The sequence below is a fragment of the Amycolatopsis sp. MJM2582 genome, assembly GCF_000754115.1.
Lineage (GTDB): Bacteria > Actinomycetota > Actinomycetes > Mycobacteriales > Pseudonocardiaceae > Amycolatopsis > Amycolatopsis japonica.
Window position 1 is genome coordinate 1286838 of record NZ_JPLW01000002.1, and the last position, 26028, is coordinate 1312865.

At 68.9% G+C, this 26028-nt stretch carries 24 protein-coding genes; 9 read left to right on the forward strand and 15 right to left on the reverse strand.

Going from position 1 to position 26028, the window contains the following annotated elements:
- Nucleotides 1–206 precede the first annotated feature (206 nt).
- On the forward strand, nucleotides 207–2276 hold the full coding sequence (locus ED92_RS16165) for an AMP-binding protein (RefSeq protein WP_037338752.1): 2070 nt from the start codon (nucleotides 207–209) through the stop codon (nucleotides 2274–2276).
- Here the strand turns inward: ED92_RS16165 and ED92_RS16170 are convergent.
- The gene (locus ED92_RS16170) at nucleotides 2270–3886 is read right to left on the reverse strand and encodes an AMP-binding protein (RefSeq protein WP_037338755.1); all 1617 of its coding nucleotides are present in this window, start codon (nucleotides 3884–3886) and stop codon (nucleotides 2270–2272) included. The genes ED92_RS16165 and ED92_RS16170 overlap by 7 nt on opposite strands.
- A 107-nt stretch (nucleotides 3887–3993) precedes the next feature.
- Here ED92_RS16170 and ED92_RS16175 point away from each other — a divergent pair, with 107 nt between their 5' ends.
- Nucleotides 3994–4809, forward strand: coding sequence for a helix-turn-helix transcriptional regulator (locus ED92_RS16175; RefSeq protein WP_037338758.1), 816 nt, complete (start codon nucleotides 3994–3996; stop codon nucleotides 4807–4809).
- A 1-nt stretch (nucleotide 4810) separates the two neighbouring features.
- On the opposite strand, the gene ED92_RS16180 is transcribed toward ED92_RS16175, so the two are convergent.
- On the reverse strand, nucleotides 4811–5398 hold the full coding sequence (locus tag ED92_RS16180; RefSeq protein ID WP_037338761.1) for a hypothetical protein: 588 nt from the start codon (nucleotides 5396–5398) through the stop codon (nucleotides 4811–4813).
- A 106-nt stretch (nucleotides 5399–5504) separates the two neighbouring features.
- Between ED92_RS16180 and ED92_RS16185 the strand changes: the two genes are divergently transcribed.
- Both ED92_RS16185 and ED92_RS16190 read left to right on the forward strand, forming a co-directional pair.
- Nucleotides 5505–6482, forward strand: a complete 978-nt coding sequence (locus ED92_RS16185) for a GlxA family transcriptional regulator (RefSeq protein WP_037338763.1) — start codon at nucleotides 5505–5507, stop codon at nucleotides 6480–6482.
- A gap of 64 nt (nucleotides 6483–6546) precedes the next feature.
- Nucleotides 6547–7533, forward strand: a complete 987-nt coding sequence (locus ED92_RS16190) for an alpha/beta fold hydrolase (protein WP_037338768.1) — start codon at nucleotides 6547–6549, stop codon at nucleotides 7531–7533.
- 168 nt (nucleotides 7534–7701) lie between these two features.
- On the opposite strand, the gene ED92_RS16195 is transcribed toward ED92_RS16190, so the two are convergent.
- Both ED92_RS16195 and ED92_RS16200 read right to left on the reverse strand, forming a co-directional pair.
- Nucleotides 7702–8667, reverse strand: a complete 966-nt coding sequence (locus ED92_RS16195; RefSeq protein WP_037338771.1) for a DUF6528 family protein — start codon at nucleotides 8665–8667, stop codon at nucleotides 7702–7704.
- Between the two features lie 78 nt (nucleotides 8668–8745).
- Nucleotides 8746–9702, reverse strand: coding sequence for a hypothetical protein (locus ED92_RS16200; protein ID WP_037338774.1), 957 nt, complete (start codon nucleotides 9700–9702; stop codon nucleotides 8746–8748).
- Nucleotides 9703–9879: 177 nt separating this feature from the next.
- Here ED92_RS16200 and ED92_RS16205 point away from each other — a divergent pair, with 177 nt between their 5' ends.
- A complete protein-coding gene (locus tag ED92_RS16205) occupies nucleotides 9880–10155 on the forward strand; it encodes a dsRBD fold-containing protein (RefSeq protein ID WP_235213291.1) in 276 nt (91 codons plus the stop codon).
- A gap of 7 nt (nucleotides 10156–10162) precedes the next feature.
- Here the strand turns inward: ED92_RS16205 and ED92_RS16210 are convergent, their stop codons facing one another.
- Nucleotides 10163–11902, reverse strand: coding sequence for a GAF domain-containing sensor histidine kinase (locus ED92_RS16210; protein ID WP_037338778.1), 1740 nt, complete (start codon nucleotides 11900–11902; stop codon nucleotides 10163–10165).
- 129 nt (nucleotides 11903–12031) lie between these two features.
- On the opposite strand from ED92_RS16210, the gene ED92_RS16215 reads away from it, so the two are divergent.
- Complete coding sequence (locus ED92_RS16215) at nucleotides 12032–13009, forward strand: nitroreductase family protein (protein ID WP_081975807.1); 978 nt, start codon at nucleotides 12032–12034, stop codon at nucleotides 13007–13009.
- 149 nt (nucleotides 13010–13158) lie between these two features.
- Here ED92_RS16215 and ED92_RS16220 read toward each other — a convergent pair whose 3' ends face one another.
- Nucleotides 13159–13791: a response regulator transcription factor gene (locus tag ED92_RS16220; RefSeq protein WP_037340132.1), complete on the reverse strand. Its 633-nt coding sequence runs from the start codon at nucleotides 13789–13791 to the stop codon at nucleotides 13159–13161.
- Between the two features lie 188 nt (nucleotides 13792–13979).
- Here ED92_RS16220 and ED92_RS16225 point away from each other — a divergent pair, with 188 nt between their 5' ends.
- Together ED92_RS16225 and ED92_RS16230 are read left to right on the forward strand one after the other, a co-directional pair.
- Entirely contained in the window at nucleotides 13980–14285 is a 306-nt protein-coding gene (locus ED92_RS16225; RefSeq protein WP_037338780.1) for an ANTAR domain-containing protein, read from the forward strand.
- A gap of 101 nt (nucleotides 14286–14386) precedes the next feature.
- Nucleotides 14387–14761 (forward strand): response regulator transcription factor, encoded by a 375-nt coding sequence (locus ED92_RS16230; protein ID WP_037340135.1) that lies wholly within the window; start codon nucleotides 14387–14389, stop codon nucleotides 14759–14761.
- Nucleotides 14762–14769: 8 nt separating this feature from the next.
- Here the strand turns inward: ED92_RS16230 and ED92_RS16235 are convergent, their stop codons facing one another.
- The 3 genes from ED92_RS16235 to ED92_RS16245 are packed head-to-tail and all read right to left on the reverse strand — an operon-like array spanning nucleotide 14770 to nucleotide 21094.
- Nucleotides 14770–19284, reverse strand: coding sequence for a HAMP domain-containing protein (locus ED92_RS16235; RefSeq protein ID WP_037340137.1), 4515 nt, complete (start codon nucleotides 19282–19284; stop codon nucleotides 14770–14772).
- 17 nt (nucleotides 19285–19301) lie between these two features.
- Entirely contained in the window at nucleotides 19302–20381 is a 1080-nt protein-coding gene (locus ED92_RS16240) for a PAS domain-containing sensor histidine kinase (protein ID WP_037338782.1), read from the reverse strand.
- 32 nt (nucleotides 20382–20413) lie between these two features.
- Nucleotides 20414–21094, reverse strand: coding sequence for a response regulator transcription factor (locus tag ED92_RS16245; RefSeq protein ID WP_037338785.1), 681 nt, complete (start codon nucleotides 21092–21094; stop codon nucleotides 20414–20416).
- A gap of 310 nt (nucleotides 21095–21404) precedes the next feature.
- Here ED92_RS16245 and ED92_RS16250 point away from each other — a divergent pair, with 310 nt between their 5' ends.
- Nucleotides 21405–21674, forward strand: coding sequence for a hypothetical protein (locus tag ED92_RS16250; protein ID WP_037338787.1), 270 nt, complete (start codon nucleotides 21405–21407; stop codon nucleotides 21672–21674).
- Nucleotides 21675–21782: 108 nt separating this feature from the next.
- Here ED92_RS16250 and ED92_RS16255 read toward each other — a convergent pair whose 3' ends face one another.
- The 6 genes from ED92_RS16255 to ED92_RS16280 form a co-directional block, all read right to left on the reverse strand.
- Nucleotides 21783–22340: a hypothetical protein gene (locus tag ED92_RS16255; protein WP_037338790.1), complete on the reverse strand. Its 558-nt coding sequence runs from the start codon at nucleotides 22338–22340 to the stop codon at nucleotides 21783–21785.
- Nucleotides 22341–22488: 148 nt separating this feature from the next.
- Nucleotides 22489–23208 carry a GAF and ANTAR domain-containing protein gene (locus ED92_RS16260; RefSeq protein WP_235213293.1) on the reverse strand — a complete coding sequence of 240 codons (720 nt, stop codon included), beginning with the start codon at nucleotides 23206–23208 and terminating at the stop codon, nucleotides 22489–22491.
- Nucleotides 23209–23325: 117 nt separating this feature from the next.
- Complete coding sequence (locus ED92_RS16265) at nucleotides 23326–24186, reverse strand: spermidine synthase (RefSeq protein WP_037338795.1); 861 nt, start codon at nucleotides 24184–24186, stop codon at nucleotides 23326–23328.
- Entirely contained in the window at nucleotides 24186–24557 is a 372-nt protein-coding gene (speD, locus tag ED92_RS16270) for an adenosylmethionine decarboxylase (RefSeq protein ID WP_016334696.1), read from the reverse strand. Before speD ends, ED92_RS16265 begins: the two co-directional genes overlap by 1 nt.
- Entirely contained in the window at nucleotides 24547–25689 is a 1143-nt protein-coding gene (locus ED92_RS16275) for a type III PLP-dependent enzyme (protein WP_037338798.1), read from the reverse strand. Before ED92_RS16275 ends, speD begins: the two co-directional genes overlap by 11 nt.
- A 44-nt stretch (nucleotides 25690–25733) precedes the next feature.
- The gene (locus tag ED92_RS16280; RefSeq protein WP_037338802.1) at nucleotides 25734–25922 is read right to left on the reverse strand and encodes a hypothetical protein; all 189 of its coding nucleotides are present in this window, start codon (nucleotides 25920–25922) and stop codon (nucleotides 25734–25736) included.
- Nucleotides 25923–26028: the final 106 nt, after the last annotated feature.

Here is a 26028-nt window from a genome sequence, read left to right on the forward strand (position 1 = left end):
TCGCGATCAACACCGTCGGCGGAGGGCGTCGCGCCGTCCGAACACTTACCCTCGTCCGAGACGGTTCCCTTGGGCGGACGCGAACCCGCGGTCGTTCGGAGTATTGCGTTCGGCCGATTGCTGGTAGGTTCGCCGAACTTGAACGACGAAGGAGGCGCCGGCAGCGGCCCGGTCAACACCCGAACGCGCGTGGTGAGGCGAATCGCATGCGAGACGATGTGGTCCAGGCGAGCTCGATTCTCGGGCATTCCCCCGGCCAGGTTTGGGAAGTGATCGGCGATCCCGAGTCCTACTCGAGGTTCGTCGCGGAGATCAGCTGGTGCGAGCTCCAGCGCCCCGCCGAACGCGGGCGCGGCCCGAAATGCCTTGTCCGGCTGGAACCGCGGCCGGGAACACTCGTCGTCGGCGAGATCGAGGCGCGGGTCTGGCGGCCGGGCGAGCACGTCGTTTGGTGCGGCGTCGAGAACGACGGCATCTGGGTCTCGGTTGAGCTGCGACAGTCCCCCGACGGTGGCACGGAACTCCTCGCGCAGCTGATGCTTCCGGCGCCGCACTCCCCGCTCGTGTCCGCCGCGTCCTTCAAACGCACCGTCCGCGCGGCGGCCCGGCGGATCGATCTGCACCTTTCGGGCCGGGCGGCGTCACCCCAGGACGAACCCGCGCACACCAAGGCGACCACGCTGCACACCGCGAGCACGCTGATCAAGGCCGGGGTGCTCGCGGCCGCGCGCCCCGACAAGATCGCGCGGCAACTCACCTCGCTCTCGCAATGGGGCGCCACCGTCGCCGGCGGCTACTCGGCCAACGCCGCGCGCGTCCCCGATGAAGTCGCGCTGCACGATGAACGCAACGTCCGGACGTTCAAGCAGACGGCCGATCGCAGCAATCAGCTCGCGAACGCGCTGGCGGCCCGCGGTGTCCGCGCCCGTGACCGGATCGCCTTGCTGTGCCGCAATCACGCGACGATGGTCGAGTCGCTGATCGCGTGCAGCAAACTCGGCGTGGACGCGATCCTGCTCAACACCGGCCTGTCCGCCGGCGCGGTCGCGGACGTGATCGGGCTGCACAAACCGGTCGCGGTGCTCGCCGACGACGAGTTCTCGCGGATCATCGCCGACATACCCGGCGATTTCCTCCGGCTGTCCACCTGGCCGGAGACCGAGAACGGCTACCCGACGATCGACCAGTTCATCGCCGGGGTGCCCGCCACCAAACTCAAACCGGTGGACCGGATCGGCAGACTCGTCGTCCTCACCTCGGGCACCACGGGCACCCCGAAAGGCGCACGACGGCCGACGCCGAAGGGACTGTCGACGTCGGCCGCCATGCTCGACCGGATTCCGCTCCACTCCGGAGACCGCTTCGTCGTGGCCGCGCCGCTGTTCCACAGCTGGGGGCTCGCCGGAATGCAGATCGGGATGGCCGTACGGGCTTCGCTGTCGCTGATCCGCCGGTTCGACGCCGAAGAGATCCTGCGGACCATCGCGGAACATCGGTGCGGTGTGCTGTTCGCCGTCCCCATCATGTTGCAGCGCATCCTCGACCTGCCCGAACGGATCCGCAGCCGCTACGACCTGTCTTCGCTGCGGATCGTCGCCAGCAGCGGATCCGCGCTGCCGGGCACGATCGTCACCGAGTTCATGGACACCTTCGGCGACGTGCTCTACAACTTCTACGGCTCCACAGAGGTTTCGTGGGCCAGCATCGCCACCCCCGAGGACTTGCGCGCCGCGCCGACCACCGCCGGCCGCTGCCCGCCCGGCACCCGCGTCGCCATCCTCGACGACGACCACAAGCGGGTCCCGCCGGGCTGGGAGGGACAGATCTTCGTCGGCAACGACATGCTGTTCGAGGGCTACACCGACGGCGCCAGCGTGCCCCGCGCGGAGAACCTGATGGCGACCGGCGACGTCGGTTATCAAGACGCCGCCGGCCGGCTCTTCGTCACCGGCCGGGCGGACGAGATGATCGTGTCCGGTGGGGAGAACGTGTCCCCGCGCCCGGTGGAGGAGGCCATCGTCGCCCTGCCCGGCGTCCACGAGGCCGCCGTGATCGGTGTGCCGGATCGCGAGTTCGGGCAACGATTCGCGGCGTACATCGTCCCGAAACGCGGCGCGCGGATGAGCGCGGACGACGTCCGCGCCTACATCCACCACCGCCTGGCCCGTTTCGCGGTCCCGCGGGACGTGTACTTCGTCGAGGAGCTGCCCCGGAACGCGACCGGGAAGGTACTCAAGCGGTTGCTACGAGACGAAACCTGGCCGATCGATCAGTAGCTCGAATGCTTCTGCCGCAGGAGGAAGCGCTGGATCTTCCCGCTGGGTGTCTTGGGCAGCTCCGGCACGAAGCGCACCTCACGCGGGTAGGCGTGCGCGGCGAACCGGGTCTTCACCAACTGCTGCAGTTCGGAAACCAGGCCGGCATCAGCGGAAACGCCGTCTCGCGCCACCACGTACGCCACGACCACCTCGCCGCGCAGTTCGTCCGGGACACCGATCACGGCGCATTCGGCCACCGCGAAGTGTTGCTGCAGAACGCTTTCCACGTCGAACGGGCCGATGCGGTAACCCGCCATCAGGATGACGTCGTCGTCCCGTGACGCGAAGGTCAGGTAACCGGAGGCGTCCTTGGCGGCCACATCGCCGGTGTAGTACCAACGTCCGTCGGGGCTGAACCGCGCGGCAGTGCGCTCGGGGGCGTCGCGGTAGCCCCGGAACCACACCAGCGGACTCGCCGAGAGGTCCAGGGCGACGCGTCCGCGTTCTCCCGGCTCGGCGATCACGTCGGCGTCTTCTCGGAGGACCTCGACGGTGAAGCCCGGCAGGACGCGCCCCATCGATCCGGGTTTGACCTCCGAGCGGAGGTCCGGATGCCAAGCGTTGCCGACCACCATGCCGAGTTCCGTCTGTCCATAGTGGTCGTAAACGCCGACGCCGAGCTTGGCTGACGCCCACTCCAGGACATCCGGGGTCAGCGGTTCACCCGCCGACGAACAGTGCCGCAGCCGGAGGCCGTCCGGCACCGGGGCGGCCGAGTTCCGGAGCGCGCGGTACACCGTCGGCGCGGCGGCGAAGTTGGTGACGCCGAACTTCTCCAGCACCGCCCAGGTCAGTTCGGCCGAGAAACCCGCGTGCAGCAACAGACTCCGCCTGCCGGTCGCCATCGGCGTCATGATCGCGTAGTACAGACCGTAGGCCCAGCCTGGGTCTGCGGCGTTCCAGAAGACGTCGTCGGCGCGGACGTCGAGCGCGAAGTCTTGGTACGCCTGGAAACCCGCGAGCGCGCGGAGGGGAATCGGGACGGCTTTGGGTGTACCTGTGGTCCCGGAGGTGAACAGCTCCACCAAGACGCCGTCCCCACCGGTCTCCGCGGACCCCGGCAGCGGCGCGGCGTCGGCCAGCATCTCGCGGAACGACAGGTCGCCGTCCTCGCCGTCTCCGACCACCACGATCCGCCGCGACGGGTCGGCGGGAAGATCGGCGGACGGCGTCAGCTTCGAGCGCTGACCGGCGTCGGCGATGACGACCTTCGTGCCGTTGCCCGTGATACGCAACGCGATGGCGGGCGGCGCGAACGCGGTGAACAGCGGGACGTGCACCGCGCCCAGCCGCCAGATCGCGAGCAGCGCCACCACGAGCTCCGCCGACTTGCCCATCAGCGTCGCCACCCGGTCCCCCGGTCCGACACCTAGACCGAGCAGCGCCCCGGCGAAGCGTTCGGACTGCTCACGCAGCTCGCCGTAGGTGAGGTCCACACTGGTCAGATCCGCCTCGACCACGGTGAACGCGACCGCCTCCGCCGGATGCCGGTCGCACAACAGCGTCGCCGCACTGGCCCGCTCGTCGTCGTAGACCTCGAGCAACCGCCGGACGTGAGCTTCGGTCATCGTTTCTCCCGGGACGTGGCGAAGGCGTACAGTTCCGGAAATCGTGCGGGCGGGCCCGACCCGCCCACCACCCCCGATCGAGGGGGATCACCGAGGAGGGTGAGCCGATGCCGGTCGACGACGCCCAGCTGCTCGGCGCGGTCTCGGACCTGCGCCGGGACACCGGCCTGCCGGTCGGTTTCGCCGGGATCGCCGGCACCTCACCGCGGATGCGGCTGACCGCGTTCCTCGGCAACCGGGGCACCGCGCTGAACGGCCTGTCCGTCCGCGCGGGTTGCGGTCTCGGCGGCAAGGCGCTCGCGCTGACGAGGCCGGTGGTCGCCAACGACTACCACCGCGCCACCACGATCAGTCACGACTACGACGAGCCGGTCCGGGACGAGGGGATCCACTCGGTGGTCGCCATCCCGGTCGTCGTACGCCGTCGCGTCCGCGCAGTGCTCTACGGCGGCCTGCGCGACGAGGCGACCCTTTCCGACCGGACGATCACCGCCGCCCTCCACGCCGCGCGCGATCTCGAACAGACGCTGGCCGTCGAGGACGAGATCGAGCAGCGGCTGGCCGAGGCGCGACCGCTGGCCGAACACCGTGAGGAGGCAGCCCCGCGCGAACGCCTTCGTGAGGTCTACGCGGAGTTACGGGCGCTCTCCGGCCAGCTCGACGACAGTGTTCTCCGCGACCGCCTCGACGCGGTGTGCGAGAACCTCACGGGCGCCGTTTCCCCTGCGCTACACCTGGCGCCGCGGGAGCTCGACACGGTCTCGCTCGTCGCGCTCGGGCTGACGAACGCCGAGATCGCACACCGGCTCGGCCTGACCGCGGAGACGGTCAAGAGCTACCTGCGGGACGCGATGCGCAAACTCGACGCGACCTCGCGGCTGCAGGCCGTCACGCATGCGCGCCGGGCGGGTCTGCTCCCCTGACTCAACCCGCGGGAACCGGCGAAACCGAGGAGATGCAGTACTTGTCGCCCGCCTCTCGCCGGACCTCCATCGTCCCGTTGTAGGGCTCGCTGTGATCCAGGGTGCCGGTCGTCGTCACCAGGATCAGGTCCGGGCTCACCGCACGCGGGTCTTTCGCGCGGAGCGAGGCATTGCGGTCGCCGTACTCCTTCGCCGCCTGGCGGACCTTGTCCTTGGCATCCGCGCAGGCGGACTCGGCGGCCTTGTCGGGCTCGTCACCGAACACCGCGAGCATGAACTTGCCCGCCAGCACCGGGCCCCAGTCGAGCTGCAGCGGGGTCTGCGTCGCGGAACTCGAAGACTTGCTGTCGCTCAGCAGGAACCCGGGCGCGACGAACGCGAGGATCACGAAGACGACCACGACGAGCGCGCCACCTCCGGCGATCAAGCCGATCAGCAGCCCGTTGCCCTTCTTCGGCGGCGGGTATCCCTGCTGCGGGTACTGCTGTTGCGGATATTGCTGCTGGGGATATTGCTGCTGGGGGTACTGCTGCTGGGGGTACTGCTGCGGATGCCACTGCGGCCCTTGCGGTCCCTGCGGATACGACATCGACGGTTCCTTCCCCCGGCCAACCTGGTGCGCGAGGAATCTACCGTCCCCTTCGGACAGTCGAAAACCGGCTCCACCGCAGGTCCGGTCTCCCTACAATCGCCCCATGAGACGGCTGGCCGTGGTGGTCTTCAACGGGGCGTCGCTCGGCGCGATGTCCTTCGCGTTCGGGGTGTTCGAGATGGCTTCGGCCTTCGGGGAGCTACCCGACCTCGACCTCAGGGTCGTCGGCGGTGAACCCGGCACCGCCTTGCGAGGCGGCGGCCTGACCGTCCCGGTCCCCGAAGATCTCGACGCGGTCCGGGACGCGGACTTGGTACTGGTCCCCAACTGGCGGTCGCCGATGGAGGATCCACCGGAAGCGGCGCTGGCGGCTCTCCGCTCGGCGCACGACCGTGGTGCCCGGGTCGCCGGACTGTGCAGCGGCGCCTTCGTGCTGGCCGCCGCCGGGCTGCTCGACGGCCGCCCCGCGACCACGCACTGGGCGATGGCGCCGCTGCTCGCGGCCCGGTTCCCCGCCGTCCGGCTCGACGAGTCGGTGCTCTACATCGACGACGGCGACATCCTGACCGCGGGTGGTGGCGCGGCGGGGATGGACCTCGGCCTGCACCTGATCCGCTCCTGGTGCGGCGCGGAGGTGGCGAACCGGCTGGCGAAGGGCATGGTCGTTCCGCCGCATCGGCCGGGTGGGCAGGCGCAGTACATCGAATCGCCGATGCCGGAACTCGACGAGGGCGACCCGGTGTCGGAGACGATGGCCTGGGCGCTGACCAGGCTGGACACCGCGCTCCCGGTCGACGAACTCGCCAGGCGGGCGCATATGAGCAGGCGCAACTACGACCGCCGGTTCCGCGAGATCACCGGCGCCGCACCCGGGACATGGCTCACGCATCAGCGCGTCATCCGGGCACAGCAGTTGCTCGAATCCACCGATCTCCCGGTCGACGAGATCGCCAGGTACTGCGGGTTCTCCTCGTCGGCCGCGCTCCGGCCGCATTTCCGCCGCCAGGTCGGGGTCACGCCGGTGTCGTATCGGGAGACGTTCGGGACCAGGCTGGGCGTGCCGGAACCCATGCTGTCTTGAAACTGATCCTGGTTGGCGAAAACACCACTCACGGCGGGCGCCGCGACCGGGCCACGATCGGGACATGACCGAAAACAGCCGTTCCTTCCTCAACCGCCGGTCCATGCTCACCCTCGGCGCGGGGGCCGCGGCCGCGCTGGTGGCCTCGGGTGGCGTCGCCGAGGCGAGCCGGCCCGCCGCGACCGACGCCGAACTCGCGCGGTCGCTGCCCGGCGGCTTCCGCAGCGAGTACGCCCAGGTCAACGGGGTCCGGCTGCATTACGTCGCCGGTGGCCGGGGTGAGCCGCTGATCCTGCTGCCGGGCTGGCCGGAGACCTGGTGGCAGTACCGCAAGGTCATGCCGGAGCTGGCGAAGCGGTATCGCGTGATCGCCGTCGACCTGCGGGGAATGGGCGGTTCGGACAAGCCGCAGGGCGGGTACGACAAGAAGACGATGGCCCGCGACATCTTCGAGCTCGTCCGCGCGCTGGGCCACCGGCAGGCGCATATCGCCGGGCACGACATCGGCGCCATGGTCGCGTTCGCCTTCGCCGCCAACCACGCCGACGCCACGAAGACCGTCACGCTCATGGACGTCTCGCACCCCGACGAAAGCCTGTACCAGCTCCCGATGCTGGCCCCGCCCGGGCAACCGGTGAACGTCTGGTGGTTCGCCTTCAACCAGGTCGCGACGCTGCCCGAGCAGCTGCTGACCGGCCGGTCGCGGTTCCTCGTGGACTGGATGTTCGACCACCTGGCGGCCGACCCGGCCTCGATCGGGAGGCGGGACCGGGCGATCTACGCCGCCGCGTACGACCGCCCGGACGCCATTCGCGCCGGGAACGGCTGGTACCAGGCATTCGGCCAGGACATCGAGGATCAGAAGGCGTACGGGAAGATCACCGCGCCGATGCTGGGGCTGGGCTCGGAGTTCAACTACGACTACCTCGCCGCTGTCCTGCCGTCGAAGGCGGCCGACGTCCGGGTGCGGAAGGTCTCCGGTTCCGGGCACTTCGTCGCCGAGGAGCAGCCGCGGACCGTCATCGACGAATTGCGGACCTTCCTCGGGTGAGGCATATACCCCGAATGGGTCAACGCCGCGCGCCGAACGACCCAATTCACTCGGTCAGGTGAAAGACGCGGCGAGGCGTCATTCTCGCGGCGAGGGCCCCTCTTCTCTGGTGTGTCGGTACCGGCCGGGCAGCCCCCCGAACGGCCGGTACCGACATGGAAGTTCAGCTCAACCGATCCACCAGCGGGCCTTGTAGATCCACGCGCCGTGCAGCGCCAGCTCGGCGCGTGGAAAGGCCAGCCGGACGGTGTCCGTGCACCAGGTGCACAGGTGACCTTCCTGGACCGAGGCCGTCACGATCTGGCCGGTCCGCGGGTTCGTCGAAACGCTCTTCACATGCGGCCGGTCGATCTCGCGAGCGCCCGCGTAGCGCTGGGTGAACGCGACACCCGTCTTCGAGAACTGGTACACCCCTGCTTCCGTCGTCACCCACAGCAGATCCGGCCGGTTCGGGACCGGCTGGAGGTCGTGCCCGCCCTTGGTCGGCACCGGGACGGACCGCTGCTCGGTGAGCACCGGAGCGGCGGGCGTCCCGCCGACGCTCAACGCGACGAGCGCGTCGGTGCCCAGGGCCCACAACACGTTCCGTCCGGCGTCCCACACCACACCGTGCGCCCCCACCAGCCGGTACTCGGCGTAGGTCGTCGAACGCTGCCCCTGCGAGGCGGTGTAGACCCGCACCCAGCCGCCGGTGCTGGCCGCCACCGCGACGTTCCCGTCCGGCAGCAGTTCGATGCTGTGCGGATTGGCGGGGCCGCCCACGTTCGCGGCCCAGTACGCCCGGTCGCCCGCCGGATACGGCACGACGGCCGCGAAACCACCCGACGCCGACGTCAGCAGGTACTTCTCGCCGCCTCGTTCGGCGAGCTTCGCGTCGCTCGGGTTGCTCCAGGAGCCGGCCAGGTCCGCCAGCCCGTTGGCGGCGTTCGGCGCCCACGCCCAGCTCACCTTCCTCTCCCGCCAGGACGTCCGGTCGGCGGGCAGGACCAGGATGCGCTTGGACGCCTGCTCGGTGATGACGATCGAGCCGCGATCGCGCCCGGCTGCGTCCGCGTCCGCCACCGCCGGCGCGGACGCCGCGACCGATAGGCCGGCGATGGCCAGCGCCACCAAGGATTTCCGCATGATCTTCATACCCAGACCGAACCCGTCCGGGATGACGGGTGGGTGGCGGCGATCGGAAACGTGGATGTCGGCGAGGTGACCCCGGGATCAGAGGCTCGCCTCGGACCGCCGGAACAGCACTTCACCGATCGGACGGCGGGCCGTCATCGCAGCCGGGCGGCCGTACCCGAAGCGCAACACCGCGTGCGGGCGGCCGAGATCGGCGAAGACCCGGTCCATCGCCGCCCGGGTCTCCGGGGTTTCGAACGGCCTGCCGACGAACGACGTCGCGAGACCGGCGGCCGTCGCGGTCAGCAGTACCCGCTGCAGCACCATTCCCGCCCGCAGATCCGCGGCGGGGCCGCCACCGGCGGTGAGGACCGCGCCGAGCACCGGCTCACCGCCTTCGGGTTCGGCGGCGATGAAGGACTCCTGCGCGGGGATGCCGTGCGGTGACGGCGGTCTGGTCGGTGCCTGGACACCGTCCGGCGCGTGGGCCGTCCGCCGCGTCCACAGCGCGACCTCCGCCTGGAACGCGCCGTTGCGGGCCTGCGCGGCCTCGGCCCGGTGCAGCACTCGCGCGACCGCGTTCGCCCGGTCGCCGCGGCCGAACAGTTCCAGCAGCCCGCCTTCCACCAGTGCGGCAGCGCGCAACGTCGTCCGCGCCCAGACCGGCACCGGCCGGTCCGCGAACGGACGGCGGTTCGTGTGACGGCGGAAGACGACCTCGGCCAGCTTCCGTTCCTCCGGCGACGAAAACCGGTCGCCGCCGATCACGAGTTCGGCGAGCAGGTCCGGCTCCTCCGGCTTCGGGACCAGCCGCAGCGAGACGGTCTTGCCGTTGGACCGCAACGAAACGATCAGGTTGAACAACGCGGCGCCGCACGAAAGCCGCGCCTCGCGGGCGTCCGGGTCGGCGATCCGGAGCACCCTGGCGCGATCGAGCCACACTTCGATCCGCCCTCGGTCGACGACGAACCGCCACGGCTGGGTGTTGAGCGGGGACGGCGCACGGACGGCCGCCGCCACCGCCTGGTCGACATGGGTCGGTAACGGGATCTTCATCGTGTGCTCCCGAAGAAAGGGGTTGATCCACCATCGGCCGGGGTACCCGGCGACCGCAGCGGCCGCCGGTCACGAGTTCCGAGGACTTTCGCCCCCGATTAGCGGAGAGCGAGGACCAAGGACCCTGTGCCACGGACGGCCCCGATGAGAGTCTCTATGACCGGAACGGAGCCCACGATGACGGACAAATGGACCATCGACGTGTCCCTGCAGCACGAGCCGTACCGGGTACGCGCGGAAGCATTGCTCCGTCTCGAGGACGGCGGCGAGTTCGTCGGCGTCGGAATCGCGGAGGCCGGGCTGAGAAACGGTGCGTCGTCCCAGATCGGTTCCTATCTCGCCGTGACGCGGGCGCTTTCGGACCTCACCGCGGAACTGCTGGAGACCGTCGCCTCCGACGTCGCCCGCTCGGTCGAAGTCGACGGGCTCCTCGCCACGCAGTCGACGAACTGAACCCCGGTCAGCGCAAGGGGGCGGACCAGTCGATCCTGGTTCCGCCCCCTTCGCGCGTCTCCGCCCGGAACGTCCCGCCGGCCTTCTCCGCGCGATCACGAAGATTCCGCAGCCCGCCGAATCCGCCGGACTCGCCGATCCCGGTGCCGTCGTCGGTGACCACGATCCGCAGGACGTCGTCCTTCACCGCGACGCTCACCGAAACGCCGCTCGCCCGCGCGTGCCGGACCACGTTGCCGACCGTCTCGCGCACCACCGCCTCGGCGTGTTCGGCGAACGGGAGCGGGATCGAGTCGAGCGGCCCGGACAGGCTGACCGTCGGATGCAGTGGGGTGTCGTCGGTCAGTTCGGTGATCGAGTCGTAGAGGCGATGCCGCAGCCGCACCCCCTGCTGACCCGCCTCGCCGCCGTGGAGGTCGAAGATCGCCGTGCGGATCTCGTGCACGATCTCGTGCATCTGGTCGATGCTCTCCCCGATCCGCCGCCGCAGTTCCGGCGAATCCGCGCGGCGGTGGGTGCTCTGCATGGCGAGACCGACCGCGAACAGCCGCTGGATGACGTGGTCGTGCAGATCCCTGGCGATCCGGTCGCGGTCGGCGAGCACGTCGAGCTCCCTGGCGGTGCGCTGCCGCGCGGCCAGCTGGAGCGCGAGCGCGGCCTGGTCGGCGAACGAGGCCACCACCGGCAGCTGGGCGAGCTCGAACGGGACCGCGCCCGGATTCCGCACCGCCATCAGCACCCCGGACGTCCGTTCCCGCGCGCGGAGCGGCACGACGAGCGTCGGGCCGAGGCCGATCTCCCCGTCGGGACCGAGTACCAGTTCCGGCACGCTGCGCGGGGTCCGGTCGCGGTAGACCGCCCCCGGCAACGACGTGGCGACGCTGATCCGCACCCCGGTCAGCTCCGCCGCCCGCGCGCCCGCGCACACGGCGATGGTCAGCTCGTCGGCCTCGTCCTCACCGTCCGGGCTGACGTCGAGCCTGCCGGAACCGGGCAGTGCCAGCAAAGTGAGATCGGAACCGGTGAGTTCGAGCGCCCGGCCGGCGATCAGGTTGAGCGCGTCGACGGGGTCGGTGCCGCCCAGCAGTTCCGTGGTCACCTCGCTGGTGGCCGCCTGCCACCGCTGGCGGATCCGCGTCTGCTCGTACAGGTGGGCGTTCTCGATCGCTATCCCGGCCGCCGCGGCGAGCGCCTGGACGACCACCTCGTCGTCGTCGGTGAAACTTTCCCCGCGTTTCTCGGTCAGGTAGAGATTCCCGAACACCTCGTCGCGAACCCGGATCGGCACGCCGAGGAACGAACGCATCGGCGGATGGCACGGCGGGAACCCGACCGACGCGGGATGCCGGGAGATGTCGGCCAGGCGCACCGGTTTCGCCTCGTCGATGACGAAACCCAGCAGTCCGTGGCCTTTCGGGAGATGCCCGATCTGTTCCTTCGTTTCGCCGTCGATACCGTGATAGACGAATTCGGCGAGCGAACCGTCGTCCGCGATCACCCCGAGCGCGCCGTAAGTCGCTTCGCCGAGATCGATCGCCGCCTGCACGATCCGGTGCAGCGTCGTGTCCAGCTCCAGCCCCGACGCGACCGCGAGCACCGCTTCGAGCAGGCCGTCCATCTTGTCGCGGGTGCCGATGAGCCGTTCGATGCGGTCCTGGAGATCCCGCAGCACCTCACGAACCTTCAGCTGGGACAGCGCGCCGGTGATCCGGTCGTCGCTTCCGCCCAGCCGGTCATGAGCCGACATCCTGCTCCGCCTCCGAAGATCGGGACGACTCCCGGCCGTGGTGACTTTCTCCTCTTTCGGCCCCGCACCGCGGGCGGGACCGTCTCATCAGACAACCGTATTGCCCGTGGCGCAGCGGCGGGGGAAACCATGACCATACAAGTCACCAGGGTCGGACGTTTGAACTCCGAACAGGTGAATTCCGTGCTCCGGTCGGCCATGTTGGCCCCGTCGACGCACAACACCCAGCCGTGGCTTTTCCGGTGCACCGGCACCGGGATCGAGGTGCACGCCGATCCGCGCCGTATTTTACCCGTCACGGATCCGGACGGACGCGAACTCGTGCTCTCGTGCGGCGCCGCCCTGTTCACCCTCCGGACGGCGATTCACGCACTGGGCTTCCATCCGGCGACGACCCTGATGCCCAGCCGCGCCGAGCCCGATCTGCTGGCCGTCGTCCGCCCGCTCGCCGAACGCATGCCCGATCAGAAGGTCGTGCGGCTGGCCCGGGCGATCCCCCGTCGTCGGACCAACCGGCGGCCGTTCCTTTCCAGCGTCGTCCCGAAACCGACGCTCACCGCGCTCCGCCACGCCACCGAACTCGAACACGCGTGGATGCCGAACCTCGACGCCGAACAATGCCGTCTCCTGCACGACCTCACCGCCCGCGCCCGCCGGGAGCAACTCGCCGACCCCGCCTTCCTCGCCGAACTCGGCCGCTGGACCGGGCTGGGCGCGAACACCCGCGACGGTGTGCCGTCCTACGCGATGGAAGGCAGCCCCGCCGACGAAAGCTGGCTCCTCGACGAATTCGGCGAAGCGACCGGTGATCCGCGGCCCGCCCCGCTCGTGGTGGCGATCGGATCGCTGACCGACGACCGGCTCGACCGGCTGCAGGCCGGCCAGGCCCTGCAACGGGTGCTGCTCACCGCGACCGCCACGGGACTCGACGCGTCGTTCATCTCGCCGCCGATCATGGTCCGCGAGGCCCGTGCCGAACTGCGGCGGATCCTCGGCTGCGGGGTGTGGCCGCAGGTGCTGTTGCGGGTCGGCTACGGCTCTCCGCTGCCGTGGACGCCGCGCCGGCCGCTGGACGACGTGCTGCTCGATACGCTCATTTCCGCTTGACCCGCGCGACCCCGCCCTGTGTCATGAACGACCCTTTCAGGACATCCCGCACCTCGCGCATGTCAGGAAAGGGTCGTTCATGACATTTTTCGTCCTGAACGACCCTTTCCTGACATTCGGGGCCGAGCGAGGATCGCGCCTCGAAAGCGTCACTGCCGCCGCAGTTCCGTCGCCAGCACCGCCGCCTGGGTCCGCCGCTGCATCCCGAGTTTCGTCAGCAACCGCGACACGTAGTTCTTCACGGTCTTCTCGGCGAGGAACATCCGTTCGGCGATCTGCCGGTTGGTCAACCCCTCGCCGATCAGCTCCAGCAACGTGCGTTCCTGATCGGAGAGGCCCGCCAGCGGGCCCTTCTTGGCGGCGTCGTCGCGGAACTTCGCCATCAGCGTCGCGGCGGCCCTCGCGTCCAGCAGCGACCGGCCGAGGCCGACCTCCTTGACCGCCGCCACCAGGTCCATCCCGCGGATGTCCTTGATGACGTACCCGCTCGCGCCCGCCATGATCGCGTCAAGCATCGCCTGTTCGTCGGTGTACGACGTGAGCATCAGGCATTTGAGTTCCGGCATCCGGGATCTCAGTTCCCGCGCGAGTTCGACGCCGTTGCCGTCCGGCAGCCGCACGTCGAGCACCGCGACGTCCGGCCGCAGCGCCGGGATCCTCGCCAGCGCTTGGGAAAAGGTCGCGGCCTGCCCGACGACGCACAGATCGGCCTCCTCCTCGAGCATGTCCGCGACCCCTCGACGGACCACCTCGTGGTCGTCGACCAGAAACACCCGGAGCATTCCGACCTCCACGGTTCCCCCTCCTCGGCTGAGCGTACGGTGCACGGCCGGTCACTGCGACAGGCCAAAGGGCCCTGTTCGGCGCCCGTTCGAGTGGCTGCCGCCGACCGGACCAGGTTCATTTGCATCATTCGAGTCAGGACGTTCTGTTCTTCCCGGAGCAGTCACGCCGCTGCGACGATCGCTTCATGTCCGAGACCACGCTTTCGCCTACCCCGTCGCCCGGCTCTCCCGACCCGGCCGACGACCTCGTGGCGATGCGCAACCGAATCCGCTTCTACCGCGCCCGCGCCGAGCAACTCCAGTACGCGCTGGATCACCGGCTTCCCATCGAGCAGGCGAAGGGTATCCTCGCCGAGCGCTACCAGATCGACATCGACGCCGCGTTCGAACTGCTGCGTTCGTTCTGCCGCAACAACAACATGAAGATCCACGACGTCGCCAGGACGCTCATCGAGCAGCCGAGCGAGGGCGACCGCCGGATCTCTTGCTGAGTCACGCCATGTTCGGCGGGGGGCCCGCGACCACCACCGGCGCCGCAGACCGCGCGGGCACGGACTGGGTGATGAACCGAACGCCACTCCCCAGACTTCGGGTGCTCGTCGCGGACGACAACCCGGTCATCGGCGACGCCCTGCGCGCCCTCCTGGACTCCGAGCCGGACATCGAGGTGGTCGCCGTCGCGCTGGACGCCGGCGAAGCGGTCGCGCTCGCCGAGCTGCTGTCCCCCGAGGTCGCCGTGCTGGACGTCCGGATCCCCGGTGGTGGTGGCGCGTGGATGGCGCGGGAGATCCGGCGCCGGGTGCCCCATACGCGGTTGATGGCGTTCTCCGCGCACAGCGACACCCGCTCCATCGCCCAGATGGCGTCCGCGGGCGTCACCGAGTACCTCGTGAAGGGCAGTCCCAACACCGAGATCGTCGCGGCCATCCGCCGCATCTGCGCGAACAGCGCCAACGGGACCGAGTAGCCAGGACTTCAGTCCGTGAGCCAGCGTTCCATACAAGCCAGGAGTTCCTCCGCGTTCACGGGTTTGGTCACGTAGTCGCTCGCCCCGGCGGCGAGGCTCTTCTCGCGGTCCCCTTCCATCGCCTTCGCGGTGACGGTGATGATCGGCAGTCCGGCGAACTTCGGCATCTCGCGGATCGCCGCCGTCGTCGCGTGGCCGTCCATCTCCGGCATCATCACGTCCATCAGGATCAGGTCGATCCCGTCGTCGGCCAGCAGTTCCTCGATACCCTTGCGGCCGTTGGGCGCGTGCACGACCGAAAGTCCGTGCAGTTCGAGCATTCCCGAGATGGCGTAGACGTTGCGGGCGTCGTCGTCGACGAGCAGCACCTTGCGTCCCTGGAGCCTCGCCGGCCCGGCGGGCGGATCGGACGGCTGGTCCGAGGCGGGCACGGTCTCCACCGGACTCACCTCGGGCTGGCGCATCAGCGGCAGGATGCCTTCGAGTTCGCTGGCCGAGATGTGCAACATGATCCGCTCCCGCAGCATGTCCAGCGAAGGCAGGAGTTCGACGGGATGCACCCGCGCGTGTCCGTGCAGCAAGCGGTCCTGTGCGGCGCTGAGCTTGCGGGTCGCGTACGCCAGCACCGGGACTTCGACCGGATCCGGACCGTCGACGAGCCGTTTGAGGAACGTCAAGGCGCTCGTCCCGGGGATGCTGGTGTCGAGCACGACGCAGCGGTAGCTGTCGCGTTTCAGTTCCTCGAACGCCTCCGCCGGGTCCGACACGGCACGGACCTGGACCGAGCCGTGGCTGTCCGCGATGTCGGCCGCGACCCCGCGGGCGAGCAGGGTCAGCAGACTGTTCTGCTCGCTCTCCACCACCAGCACCCGCCGTTCCGCGGCGGAGTTGTCCACAGTGGACTCTTCGAGGCTCACGGGTGCGGTGAACCTGGCGACCGGCAGGTAGAGGGTGAACGTGCTGCCGGTCCCCAGGACACTGTCCGCCCGGATCTCACCGCCGAGCAGATAGGCGACCTCGCGGCTGATCGACAGGCCGAGTCCGGTGCCGCCGTACTTGCGGCTGGTGGTGCCGTCGGCCTGCTGGAAGGCGCCGAAGATCGAATCGAGGTTCTCCTCGGCGATCCCGATCCCGGTGTCGGTGACGCTGAAGGCCACCAGGGACTCGTGCGAGGGTCCTCCGGACGGCGAAACGATGGTGTCGACGAGTTTGACCCGGAGCTCGACGCTGCCGTCTTCGGTGAACTTGACCGCGTTCGACAGCAGGTTCCGCAGCACCTGCCGCAGCCGCTGCTCGTCGGTGAACAGCAGCTCCGGAACGTTGGGTTCGACGGTGACCTGGAAGTCGAGCCCCTTCTCGGCGGTCAGCGGCCGGAACGTCGTGCCGACGTAGTCGAGCAGCTGGCGCAGCGGGAACGGCTCGTGGTGGATGTCCATCTTGCCCGCCTCGACCTTCGACAGGTCGAGGATGTCGTTGATCAGCTGCAGCAGGTCGGTGCCCGCGGATTGGATGACCTTCGCGAACTCGACCTGTTTGGGCGTCAGGTTCTGGGTGGAGTTCTGCGAGAGCACCCCGGCGAGGATCAGCAGACTGGTCAACGGGGTCCGGAGTTCGTGCGACATGTTGGCCAGGAACTCCGACTTGTACTTCGACGCCAGCGCGAGCTGCTGCGCGCGTTCCTCGATCTCCTGGCGAGCCTGCTCGATTTCGAAGTTCTTCACCTCGATGTCGCGGTTCTGCCGGGCGAGCAGTTCGGCCTTCTCCTCCAGCTCCGCGTTGGACACCTGCAGTTTCGCCTGCTGCGCTTGCAGCTCCTCGGAGCGGGCCTGCAGTTCCTCGGCGAGCCGCTGGGATTCCTCCAGCAGCGAGTCGGTCCGCGCGTTGGCGATGATCGTGTTGACGTTGACCCCGATGGTCTCCATCAGCTGTTCGAGGAAGTCCTTGCGGACGGCGGTGAATTCGCCGAACGACGCCAGTTCGATGACGCCGAGCACCTGGTCCTCGAAGACGATCGGCAGCACGATCAGGGTGACCGGCGGGGCCGAGCCGAGACTCGACGAGATCTTCACGAACCCCGGTGGCGTCCGGTCGACCACGATCGGTTTCTTGGTCTGCGCGGCCTGCCCGATCAGCGACTGCCCCATCGCGAAATCCGAGGGCGCGTCCGGGGCCTCGCTGTGCCCGTAGCTGGTGATCAGCCGCAGCCGCGTGCCGCTCTCCCCCGGTTCGGTGAGGAACAACGTGCCGTGCTGGGCGCCGACCAGCGGGGTCAGCTCGTTCATGATCAGCGTGGCCACCACCCGCAGGTCCCGGTGGCCCTGCATGAGGCCCGAGATCCGGGCCAGGTTGGTGTTGAGCCAGTCCTGTTCCTCGTTCGCCCGCGTGGTCTCGCGCAGCGACTGGACCATCGCGTTGATGTTGTCCTTCAGCTCCGCGACCTCGCCCTGCGCCTCGACGGAGATCGACCGCGTCAGGTCGCCGGTCGCCACCGCGCTGGTCACCTCGGCGATCGCCCGGACCTGCCGGGTCAGGTTCCCGGCGAGCTCGTTGACGTTCTCCGTCAGCCGCTTCCAGGTACCCGAAACGCCTTCGACCTCGGCCTGACCGCCGAGCCGTCCTTCGCTGCCGACCTCACGGGCGACGCGTGTGACCTCCGCGGCGAACGCGGAAAGCTGGTCGACCATCGTGTTGATGGTGGTCTTGAGCTCCAGGATCTCGCCGCGCGCGTCGACGTCGATCTTGCGGGACAGGTCTCCCTGCGCGACCGCGGTGGTCACCTGGGCGATGTTGCGGACCTGGCCGGTGAGGTTGTTCGCCATCGAGTTGACGTTGTCGGTGAGGTCTTTCCAGGTGCCGGCGACGTTCGGCACCCTGGCCTGCCCGCCGAGGATGCCCTCAGTGCCGACTTCCCGCGCCACGCGGGTGACCTCGTCCGCGAAGGCCGACAGCGTGTCGACCATCGTGTTGATCGTCTGCGCGAGCGCGGCGACCTCGCCCTTGGCCTCGACGGTGATCTTCTGGGACAGGTCACCCCTCGCGACCGCGGTCGCCACCTGGGCGATGGAGCGCACCTGATCCGTGAGGTTGTCGGCCATGACGTTGACCGACTCGGTCAGGCCCTTCCACGTGCCCGACACACCCTTGACGTCCGCCTGACCACCCAGCCGCCCCTCCGTACCCACCTCACGGGCGACACGGGTGACCTCGTCGGCGAACGACGACAACTGGCCGACCATCGTGTTGATGGTGTCCTTGAGCTCCAGGATCTCGCCGCGCGCGTCGACGCGGATCTTCTGCGAGAGATCGCCCTTCGCGACCGCGGTGGTGACTTCAGCGATCGACCGCACCTGGTCGGTGAGGTTGTCGGCCATGACGTTCACGGACTCGGTCAGTCCCTTCCAGGTACCCGACACACCCTTGACGTCCGCCTGACCACCCAGCCGTCCTTCGGTGCCGACCTCGCGGGCCACGCGGGTGACCTCGTCGGCGAACGACGACAACTGATCCACCATCGTGTTGATCGTGTTCTTCAACTCCAGGATCTCGCCCCTCGCGTCCACGGTGATCTTCTGCGAGAGATCACCCTTCGCCACCGCCGTGGCCACCTGGGCGATGGAGCGCACCTGCGCGGTGAGGTTGCCGGCCATGAAGTTCACCGACGTGGTCAGATCCCGCCACGTCCCCGCCACTCCGGGCACCTGGGCCTGCCCGCCGAGCGCGCCCTCGGTGCCGACCTCGCGCGCGACACGGGTGACCTCGTCGGCGAACGACGACAACTGATCCACCATCGTGTTGATCGTGTTCTTCAACTCCAGGATCTCGCCCCGCGCGTCCACGGTGATCTTCTGCGAGAGATCACCCTTCGCCACCGCCGTGGTGACCTCGGCGATGGACCGCACCTGATCGGTCAGGTTCCCCGCCATGAAGTTCACCGACGTCGTCAGATCCCGCCACGTCCCGGCGACCCCGGGGACTTCCGCCTGACCGCCCAGCCGTCCCTCACTGCCGACCTCGCGAGCGACTCGCGTGACCTCGTCGGCGAACGACGACAACTGATCCACCATCGTGTTGATCGTGTTCTTCAGTTCGAGCATCTCGCCTTTGACGTCGACGGTGATCTTCTGCGAGAGATCGCCCTTCGCCACCGCGGTCGCGACCTCGGCGATGTCACGGACCTGGCCCGTGAGGTTGCCCGCCATCGCGTTCACCGAATCGGTGAGGTCCTTCCACGTTCCCGAAACCGAGGGCACCGCCGCCTGGCCGCCGAGCTTCCCGTCGGTCCCCACCTCGCGCGCGACCCGGGTGACCTCGGAGGTGAACAGCGCCAGCTGATCGACCATCCCGTTGAAGACGACCGCCATCTCGTCCATCAGTACGTCGTCCACCTGGGGCAGTCGGGTGCTGAAATCGCCGTCGCGAACGGCTTTCAGCCCCTCCAGCAGCCGCTGCAGGCCTTGGTCGTCGATCGCCCCGCCCACCCGGACCACTTCTCTCGTCCCGCGCTTGCTTCCCGGTTCCGGCATCGAAGTGCCTCCTTCGTTCATGTCCGCACGGGTCCGGGAGGGCCCAGCGGAATCCAGAAGGTCACCGAAGTACCTTCGCCCGGCCTGCTGGAGATCCGGAACCAGCCTTGCGCCGCTTCCGCACGTTCACGCATCGACGCCATTCCGATGTGCTCGCCCGACAAGGTCCCGTGCGGGTTCTCGCCGTCCGGTTTCAGCCCGTCGCCGTCGTCCGCGACCTCCACCAGCAGACCGTCGTCCTGTCCGGTCAGCGAGACCAGGACAGTGCGGGCGTTCGCGTGTTTGCGCACGTTCACCAGCGCCTCCTGAAGAATCCGGAAGGCGGTGACGACGAGGTCGGGCGGCGGGGTGACGGCGAGATCGTGCCGCAGGGTGCAGTCGAGGCCCCAGCCGGCGACGACCTCGTCGAGATAGTCGCGGACGGAAGCGATCAGGTCTTCGTCGTTCAGCGCGGGCGGGCGCAATTGGGCGACGAGGATCCGTAATCGTCGGATGGCCCCCTGAATCGCTTCGTCGAGTTGCATCAAAGCCGGATCACGCCGTTGTGCGGCGAGCATCTGCAACCGCATGCTCACCGCGATCATCGACTGAATGGAATCGTCGTGAACATCCCACGCGATACGGCGACGTTCGGTTTCCTGTGCGCGGACCAAATGCGCGAACGCCTGTCGCCGTTCGGTCCTTTCCTCCAGTGTTTTCCGGCGTTCGGTGAGATCACGGGTGACCTTTCCGAAACCGACGAGACCGCCCTGTTCGTCCCGCAACGCGGTGATCACGGTGTTGGCCCAGAACCGCGACCCGTCACGGCGGACACGCCAGCCCTCGTCCTCGTGGCTCCCCATCTCCGCGGCGACCAGCAGTTCCGCCGCGGGTTTGCCGTCTGCGACGTCCGCCTCGGTGTAGAAAACGGAGAAATGGCGGCCGAGGATCTCGTCCTGGGAGTATCCCTTGATCCGTTCCGCCCCCGGGTTCCAGCTGATCACCCGCCCGTCTGCGTCCAGCAGGTAAATGGCGTAGTCGGCCACGCTGTGCATGAACAACTCGAAGAGCACAGCGCTGCGGTGATCAGGCGTCTGTTCCGATGGCAGCATGGCCATAGTGCAGCTTGGCACTCGGATACGTCTTCCCGCTACGGCCGTTCGAGGAGGCCATTCTTCCGTGCGTGCACCACTGCTTCGAGTTTCGAATGGGTCCCGGTCTTCACCAGGATCCGCTGCACGTGATTCCGCACGGTATTCCGCGCCAGCCGCAGTTCTTCGGCGATCCGGTCGGTCCCGGCGCCTTCGGCGATCAAACCCAGCACCTGCCGTTCCCGCAGGGTCAGCACCGGGCCGATCCGGCCCGAACCGCCGCCCAGCATGGCCAGCGCGCCACTGAGCAATTCCGGGTCGATGACCATGTCGCCCGCCGCGATGGTCCTGATCGCGGTGATCAGCTCGTCGAGGAGACCGGATTTCAGCAGCAGCCCGGCCCCGCCGACCTCCAGGATCCTGGCGACGATCGCACTGTTCGCGTCGCCGGTCAGCACCAGTACCCGGCTCGACGGGGAGACCGCGCGGAGCCCGGCGATCGCCTCGATCCCGTCGCCGTCCGGGAGCCGCCGATCGAGGAGCACGATGTCGGGCCGGTGTTCCTCCGCCGCGATCATCCCGTGGGCCAGGGACTCCACGGACGCCACCAGGTCGATCTCCGGGAACTCCTCGAAGGCCGCGCCGAGGGCTTCGGCCACCATTTTGTGGTCCTCGACGAGCAGCACCCGGATCGGGGCCGCGGCCGGGGGCATGGGCTGCGGGGAGTTCGGGTTCGGCATGCACCTTCTCCGTCGATCGTGGTCTCGCCGGACCATTGTCCGGCAGATTCCCGGAAATCAATCCTGCCCACGGCCGTATTCACCCGCGTGCGGATTCGCGATCGGCGCGCCGGCGCATTGTCCCACCGCCGCCGCCCCGGCCGTCCTTTCGACGCCAACCCGTGACCCGCCGTACCCGTCCGGCGACCGAGTGGGGTCTTTGTGCCCTCGATGGCACAACCTTCGGCGCTGACCGGAACGGCCTTCGGTACCGCATCGTCGTAAGGGACGAATTCGACGGCCGTGACCACGGGAAGAGGGTGACCGGGACGTGACCACGAGAATCTGCGAGACCCGCCGCCGTCCCGGCACGCACGCCTCCGGCCGCCGGGTGCCGCTCGCCGCCGAACTCGAGCGGTTGCCGCGGGTCGTGGCGAAACCGGAGACACACGGCTCGCTGCTCGACGACGTCCTGACCGCGATCCGGCATCTCGACGGCGCGGCCCTCGCCACCCGGTCGCGGCGCCGCTTCCCGCGATGGAGCCCGCAGGACCGGCGCGTCCAGCGCCTGCGCGGCTGGCTCAGCGGCGTCCCCGGCTGACCCGTCATTCGCGTGATCGAGGGCGGAACTCGCGTGATTGGAGCCGGAACTCTCGAGTTCCGGCTCCAATCACGCGTGTGACGGCTCCAAGCACGCGAGTTGCGTCGGTCATACCGGGCGCCACCGGCCGATGTCGGACTCCATCGGCACGATCCGGGTCAGCGACGAGCGGATCTTCAGCTCAATCGCCCTGTCCCGGCCGCGGGTTCCGCGCGGCGCGTACGGGTAGAAGGTGCCGCGTTCACGGCGGTACACCATCGTCAGCCGCGGGTGACGCATGTCCCGCAGCTCGGCGAAGTCGACCGTCGTGTGCAGCAGCCACGACGCGAACCCGGCCTGCGCCAGCCTCTCGTTGACGTCGACGAGGTCGTCGAGCAGCCAGCCGAGGTCCCCGTTCTCCCGCCAGCAGCGGACGATCGTCCTGCCGTGCGCGTCGTGGGTGACCACGTTGCGGCGGGCGGAATCCCCGGCGAGACCGGCGATGATCTCCGCCTCCGTCCCCGCACCGGGACGTCCCTCCGCGACGAAGCAGACCGTCCCCGAACCGGTCGGCGCGAGCGCGTGACCGGACCGCAGCGTCAGCACCGCCGACCTCAATTCCAGCAACGGAAGCAGGCTCGGCCGCACCGACCGGCTCTTCCCGAGAAGGCTTCCCAACAACGCCATGACTCCACCGCACCTTTCGTCTGGGTGAAGCCTTTCCGATTACGTCCTCGCGCCCTAGGGCCGCTCGGTCGCGCATCGACGGGGACAAGTCATCGGTTCCGGTGACCAACGGCCCTACCAGCGATCGACCGGCATTTTCCGTCGGATTTCACCGGTTTCGCGACCGGAGGAGTTTCCGGGTGTCCAGTGTTCCTTCGACGACGCAGCGTGCGACGTCCGACAGCTTCTTGTTCGAACTACGGGCGAAGGAACGCATGCGGTTGAATGCGGTGCCGAGGTCGATACCGGCGCGTTCGGCGAGCATACCCTTCGCCTGCTCGATGACGACCCTGCTGTCGAGCGCCTTCTGCAACTGCTCCGACAGCGTCCGGTAGTGCCGCAATTCCCGCTGCTGCAGGAGACACAGCGTCGCGACGTCGGCGAGCGCGCGGCCGAGCCGGTGGTCTTCGGCGCTCAGCACGACGGTTTCGGCACTGAGGAAGGCGATCGAACCGACGGTTTCATCCATCGCCCGCAACGGAAGCGCGGAAACCGCGGCGAAGCCTTGCCCTGCCATCCTGGCGACGTAACCCGGCCAGCGCGAGACCTCGGCGGAAAGGTCGTGCACGGCGATGTCCTTCCCGGTTTCGAAGGATTCGAGCGCGGGCCCGTCCTCCGCGACCGCGGAATGGCGTTCGAGTTCCACGCCGGGCAGGAAGACCTCGGTGGAGTCGATCGGCAGCAGCCGTGCGCATTCGCTGGACAAGGTGTCCACGACCCGATCCGGTCCGAGGTCTTCCGTGACACTCGCGGTCAAACTCGTGAAGGCGGCACAGACCGCGGGCTCCCTGTCCGCCCTGGCGGCGATTTCCGCGTCCCAGCTACCCACTAGAGGGATTCTGGCCCGCACCGCGACACCCGGCAACGACCAGATGGAGGATCCTGTGACCGAGCGCCACGCACAGCGACGACCGGTGATCTCGACGGGATGAAGGTCGCCGGGCTCTCAGTGGCTCCGCAGGGAAAACGGCGGCACCGTGTTCGCCCTCAGCGCGTCTTCGTCCATAGTGGACTCCCCGATCCCCGCCTTGCCGATCTTTTCCGCGACGAGGGCGCCGGGGTCGGCGATCGTGTCGGCCCTGCCGGTCAGGAAGGCCCACTCGTGCTCGTCCGAACCGTAGTAGAGCACGGTCCCGAACGACTCGGTGAACCGGCGCCAGGACGTGATCAGTGTCCGGTTGCGCCACAGCGTCGGGCAGCCGGCCTGACAGCCGACCACTCCCCCGTCGGTGAGCAGCGCCGTGCACCGGGCGAGGAAGTCGGTTCCGTACAACCGATTGTGCTGCGCCGCCGGGTCGTCGTTCTCGTCCGGCAGGTCGATCACGACCACGTCGTAGGAGTCGCCGCGCTCCCGGGCTTCGGCGAGGAACTCCCAGCCGTCGCGGTAGTGGACACGGATCTTCCCCTCCCCGCGTTCGGCGCGGGCGAGCTCGTCGAGGGTGTAGCCGTACGGAAGATGTTCGGCGCAGACACGCACCGCTTCGGCGTCGATGTCGACGTGGTCGACCACCTCGGCCCCGGCCGCGACGGCGAGCTGGGAGGCGACCCCTTCGCTGGACCCGATGATCAGCACCCGCTCGACGCGTTCGGCGAGCAGCAGCGTCGGCACCATCAGGGCCTCGTGGTAGACGAGCTGGCTGAGCTCGGTGCTCTGCCGTTCGTCGTCGCAGAAGAGCGAGATCCCCTGCGCGGTCCGTCCGATGAGGACGTTCTGGAAGGCGGTGCGGCCCTCGAACAGGACCTCCTCGACGTCCCAGTTCCGGGTGAGCCCCGCGCCCATCGGCTCGACGATCACTCGCTGCGCCATCAGTTCTCTCCTCGTTCCACAGTGGACATCCGGACGGTGCCGGCGCCCAGCATCTTCGCCAGCAACGCGACCGCGCGTTCCGGATCGGCCCGGTCCCCGCAGGTGAACACGTCGACGAACACCGAGCCGATCTCCGGATAGGTGTGCACCGACGCGTGGGATTCGGCCAGCAGCGCGAGCACCGTGACCCCTTGCGGGGCGAAGGAATGCGACACGACCTCGCAGACCGTCGCCCCCGCCTCGGTCACCGCTTCGGCGAGGGTCTTCTTGAGGAGTACGGCGTCGTCGAGCAACGACGGCTCGATCCCCTCGAACTCCGCGAGTACGTGGCGGCCGGCGAACCGGCCGACGAGTGGTTCTTCACCCGGCATCGGCGAACCTCCCCACACAATAGGTGCGCAACGGCTCGATTCCGTTGAAAGCGACGGAAGAATAGCTGGCGGTGTACGCCCCGGTGCCCGGGATGTCCAACCGGTCGCCCGCCTTCAACGACCTCGGCAGCGCGCACGGCGTCCGCTGGTACAACACGTCGTCACCATCGCAGGTCGGCCCCGCGAGGACCACCGGTCCTTGCGGTCCCTTGACGCCGACGGGCTCCAGCCGATACGCGACGGCTTCGTTCTCGCACTCGGCCATTCCGTTGTACCTGCCGACGTCGAGATAGACCCAGCGGCGTTCGTCGGCGGCGGCGCGAGTGGTCACCAGGACGACTTCGGTCCTGATCAGTCCGGCGTCGGCGACGATCACCCGGCCCGGCTCCAGCAGCAGTTCCGGCTCCGGGAGGTGCTCGCGGAGGGCGGCGTGGATCGCCGTCGCGTAGTCCGTCAGCGACGGCACGGGTTCCCGGTGCTCGGTGGCGAAACCGCCTCCGATGTTCAGCCGCTCCAGTACGACACCCGCCTCCGCGGCGACCTTGGCCGCGGTCGCGATCCCGATCTCCCAGGCAGCCGGATCCGGCTGCTGCGAGCCGACGTGGAACGCGATTCCCGGGCGCAGCCCGGCATCCACGGCCTGGCGGAGCAGGGCCGCGGCGACCGCCGGTTCGCAGCCGAACTTGTGGCCGAACGGCGTGACCGAATCCGGGCCGCCGGTGAGCAGGCGGACCGAGACCAGCGAACCGGGCGCGTGCTCGGCCAGATTCGCCAGATCACCGGCGGAGTCCGTGGTGAATTCACGGACTCCGCGCGCGTAGGCGAAGGCGATGTCCGCCGGTTTCTTGATCGTGTTGCCGTACGCCAGTTCCGCCGGCCGCGCGCCCCGGGACAGGCACAGCTCGATCTCCGCCGTCCCCGCCACGTCGAATCCCGCGCCGGTCGACGCCACCGCGTCGAGTACCTCGGGAGCCGGGTTCGCCTTGACCGCGTAACGGATCAGCGCACCCGGGAAAGCCGCCGAGACCGCGGCCGCACGCTCCGCGACCAGATCGGTGTCGACGACCAGGCACGGCGTCGGCGGCTCACGATCCGCCAGGAAGGCGCGGATCCGGTTCAGGCTTTCGGTCACACGCCCCAGGGTGTCAAAGGCCGATCACCGGCCTGGAACCCGGGTCACGCCCGGTTGTCCCCCGAGGCCTGCTCCGGCAGGTCGACCCCGTGTTCGGCGGCCAGTCGCTCCAGGTTGGCCAGATCGGCGCCGACGGCCGAGGCCCGGTCCTCGTCAGAGGCCTGCTTGGCGATCTGAACGTCCTCCCTCGCCTGCCGTACCCGGTCCCGCAGATTCACCGCGAACTCGCTCATCGTGCACCCCCGATCTCCCGCACCTTGTGTGCTTTCACCCTAGGACCCTCCGAATCGGTCACCCACGTGATCTGCGTCATCACGGGTTCGTTCGCGTCGGAGTGAA

What these genes read in the sequence shown, in the direction of transcription:
- ED92_RS16165 (WP_037338752.1), top strand. Translation starts at nt 207, where the DNA reads ATGCGAGACGATGTGGTCCAGGCGAGCTCGATTCTCGGGCATTCCCCC.
- ED92_RS16170 (WP_037338755.1), bottom strand. Translation starts at nt 3,886, where the DNA reads ATGACCGAAGCTCACGTCCGGCGGTTGCTCGAGGTCTACGACGACGAG.
- ED92_RS16175 (WP_037338758.1), top strand. Translation starts at nt 3,994, where the DNA reads ATGCCGGTCGACGACGCCCAGCTGCTCGGCGCGGTCTCGGACCTGCGC.
- ED92_RS16180 (WP_037338761.1), bottom strand. Translation starts at nt 5,398, where the DNA reads ATGTCGTATCCGCAGGGACCGCAAGGGCCGCAGTGGCATCCGCAGCAG.
- ED92_RS16185 (WP_037338763.1), top strand. Translation starts at nt 5,505, where the DNA reads ATGAGACGGCTGGCCGTGGTGGTCTTCAACGGGGCGTCGCTCGGCGCG.
- ED92_RS16190 (WP_037338768.1), top strand. Translation starts at nt 6,547, where the DNA reads ATGACCGAAAACAGCCGTTCCTTCCTCAACCGCCGGTCCATGCTCACC.
- ED92_RS16195 (WP_037338771.1), bottom strand. Translation starts at nt 8,667, where the DNA reads ATGAAGATCATGCGGAAATCCTTGGTGGCGCTGGCCATCGCCGGCCTA.
- ED92_RS16200 (WP_037338774.1), bottom strand. Translation starts at nt 9,702, where the DNA reads ATGAAGATCCCGTTACCGACCCATGTCGACCAGGCGGTGGCGGCGGCC.
- ED92_RS16205 (WP_235213291.1), top strand. Translation starts at nt 9,880, where the DNA reads ATGACGGACAAATGGACCATCGACGTGTCCCTGCAGCACGAGCCGTAC.
- ED92_RS16210 (WP_037338778.1), bottom strand. Translation starts at nt 11,902, where the DNA reads ATGTCGGCTCATGACCGGCTGGGCGGAAGCGACGACCGGATCACCGGC.
- ED92_RS16215 (WP_081975807.1), top strand. Translation starts at nt 12,032, where the DNA reads ATGACCATACAAGTCACCAGGGTCGGACGTTTGAACTCCGAACAGGTG.
- ED92_RS16220 (WP_037340132.1), bottom strand. Translation starts at nt 13,791, where the DNA reads ATGCTCCGGGTGTTTCTGGTCGACGACCACGAGGTGGTCCGTCGAGGG.
- ED92_RS16225 (WP_037338780.1), top strand. Translation starts at nt 13,980, where the DNA reads ATGTCCGAGACCACGCTTTCGCCTACCCCGTCGCCCGGCTCTCCCGAC.
- ED92_RS16235 (WP_037340137.1), bottom strand. Translation starts at nt 19,284, where the DNA reads ATGCCGGAACCGGGAAGCAAGCGCGGGACGAGAGAAGTGGTCCGGGTG.
- ED92_RS16240 (WP_037338782.1), bottom strand. Translation starts at nt 20,381, where the DNA reads ATGGCCATGCTGCCATCGGAACAGACGCCTGATCACCGCAGCGCTGTG.
- ED92_RS16245 (WP_037338785.1), bottom strand. Translation starts at nt 21,094, where the DNA reads ATGCCGAACCCGAACTCCCCGCAGCCCATGCCCCCGGCCGCGGCCCCG.
- ED92_RS16255 (WP_037338790.1), bottom strand. Translation starts at nt 22,340, where the DNA reads ATGGCGTTGTTGGGAAGCCTTCTCGGGAAGAGCCGGTCGGTGCGGCCG.
- ED92_RS16265 (WP_037338795.1), bottom strand. Translation starts at nt 24,186, where the DNA reads ATGGCGCAGCGAGTGATCGTCGAGCCGATGGGCGCGGGGCTCACCCGG.
- speD (WP_016334696.1), bottom strand. Translation starts at nt 24,557, where the DNA reads ATGCCGGGTGAAGAACCACTCGTCGGCCGGTTCGCCGGCCGCCACGTA.
- ED92_RS16280 (WP_037338802.1), bottom strand. Translation starts at nt 25,922, where the DNA reads ATGAGCGAGTTCGCGGTGAATCTGCGGGACCGGGTACGGCAGGCGAGG.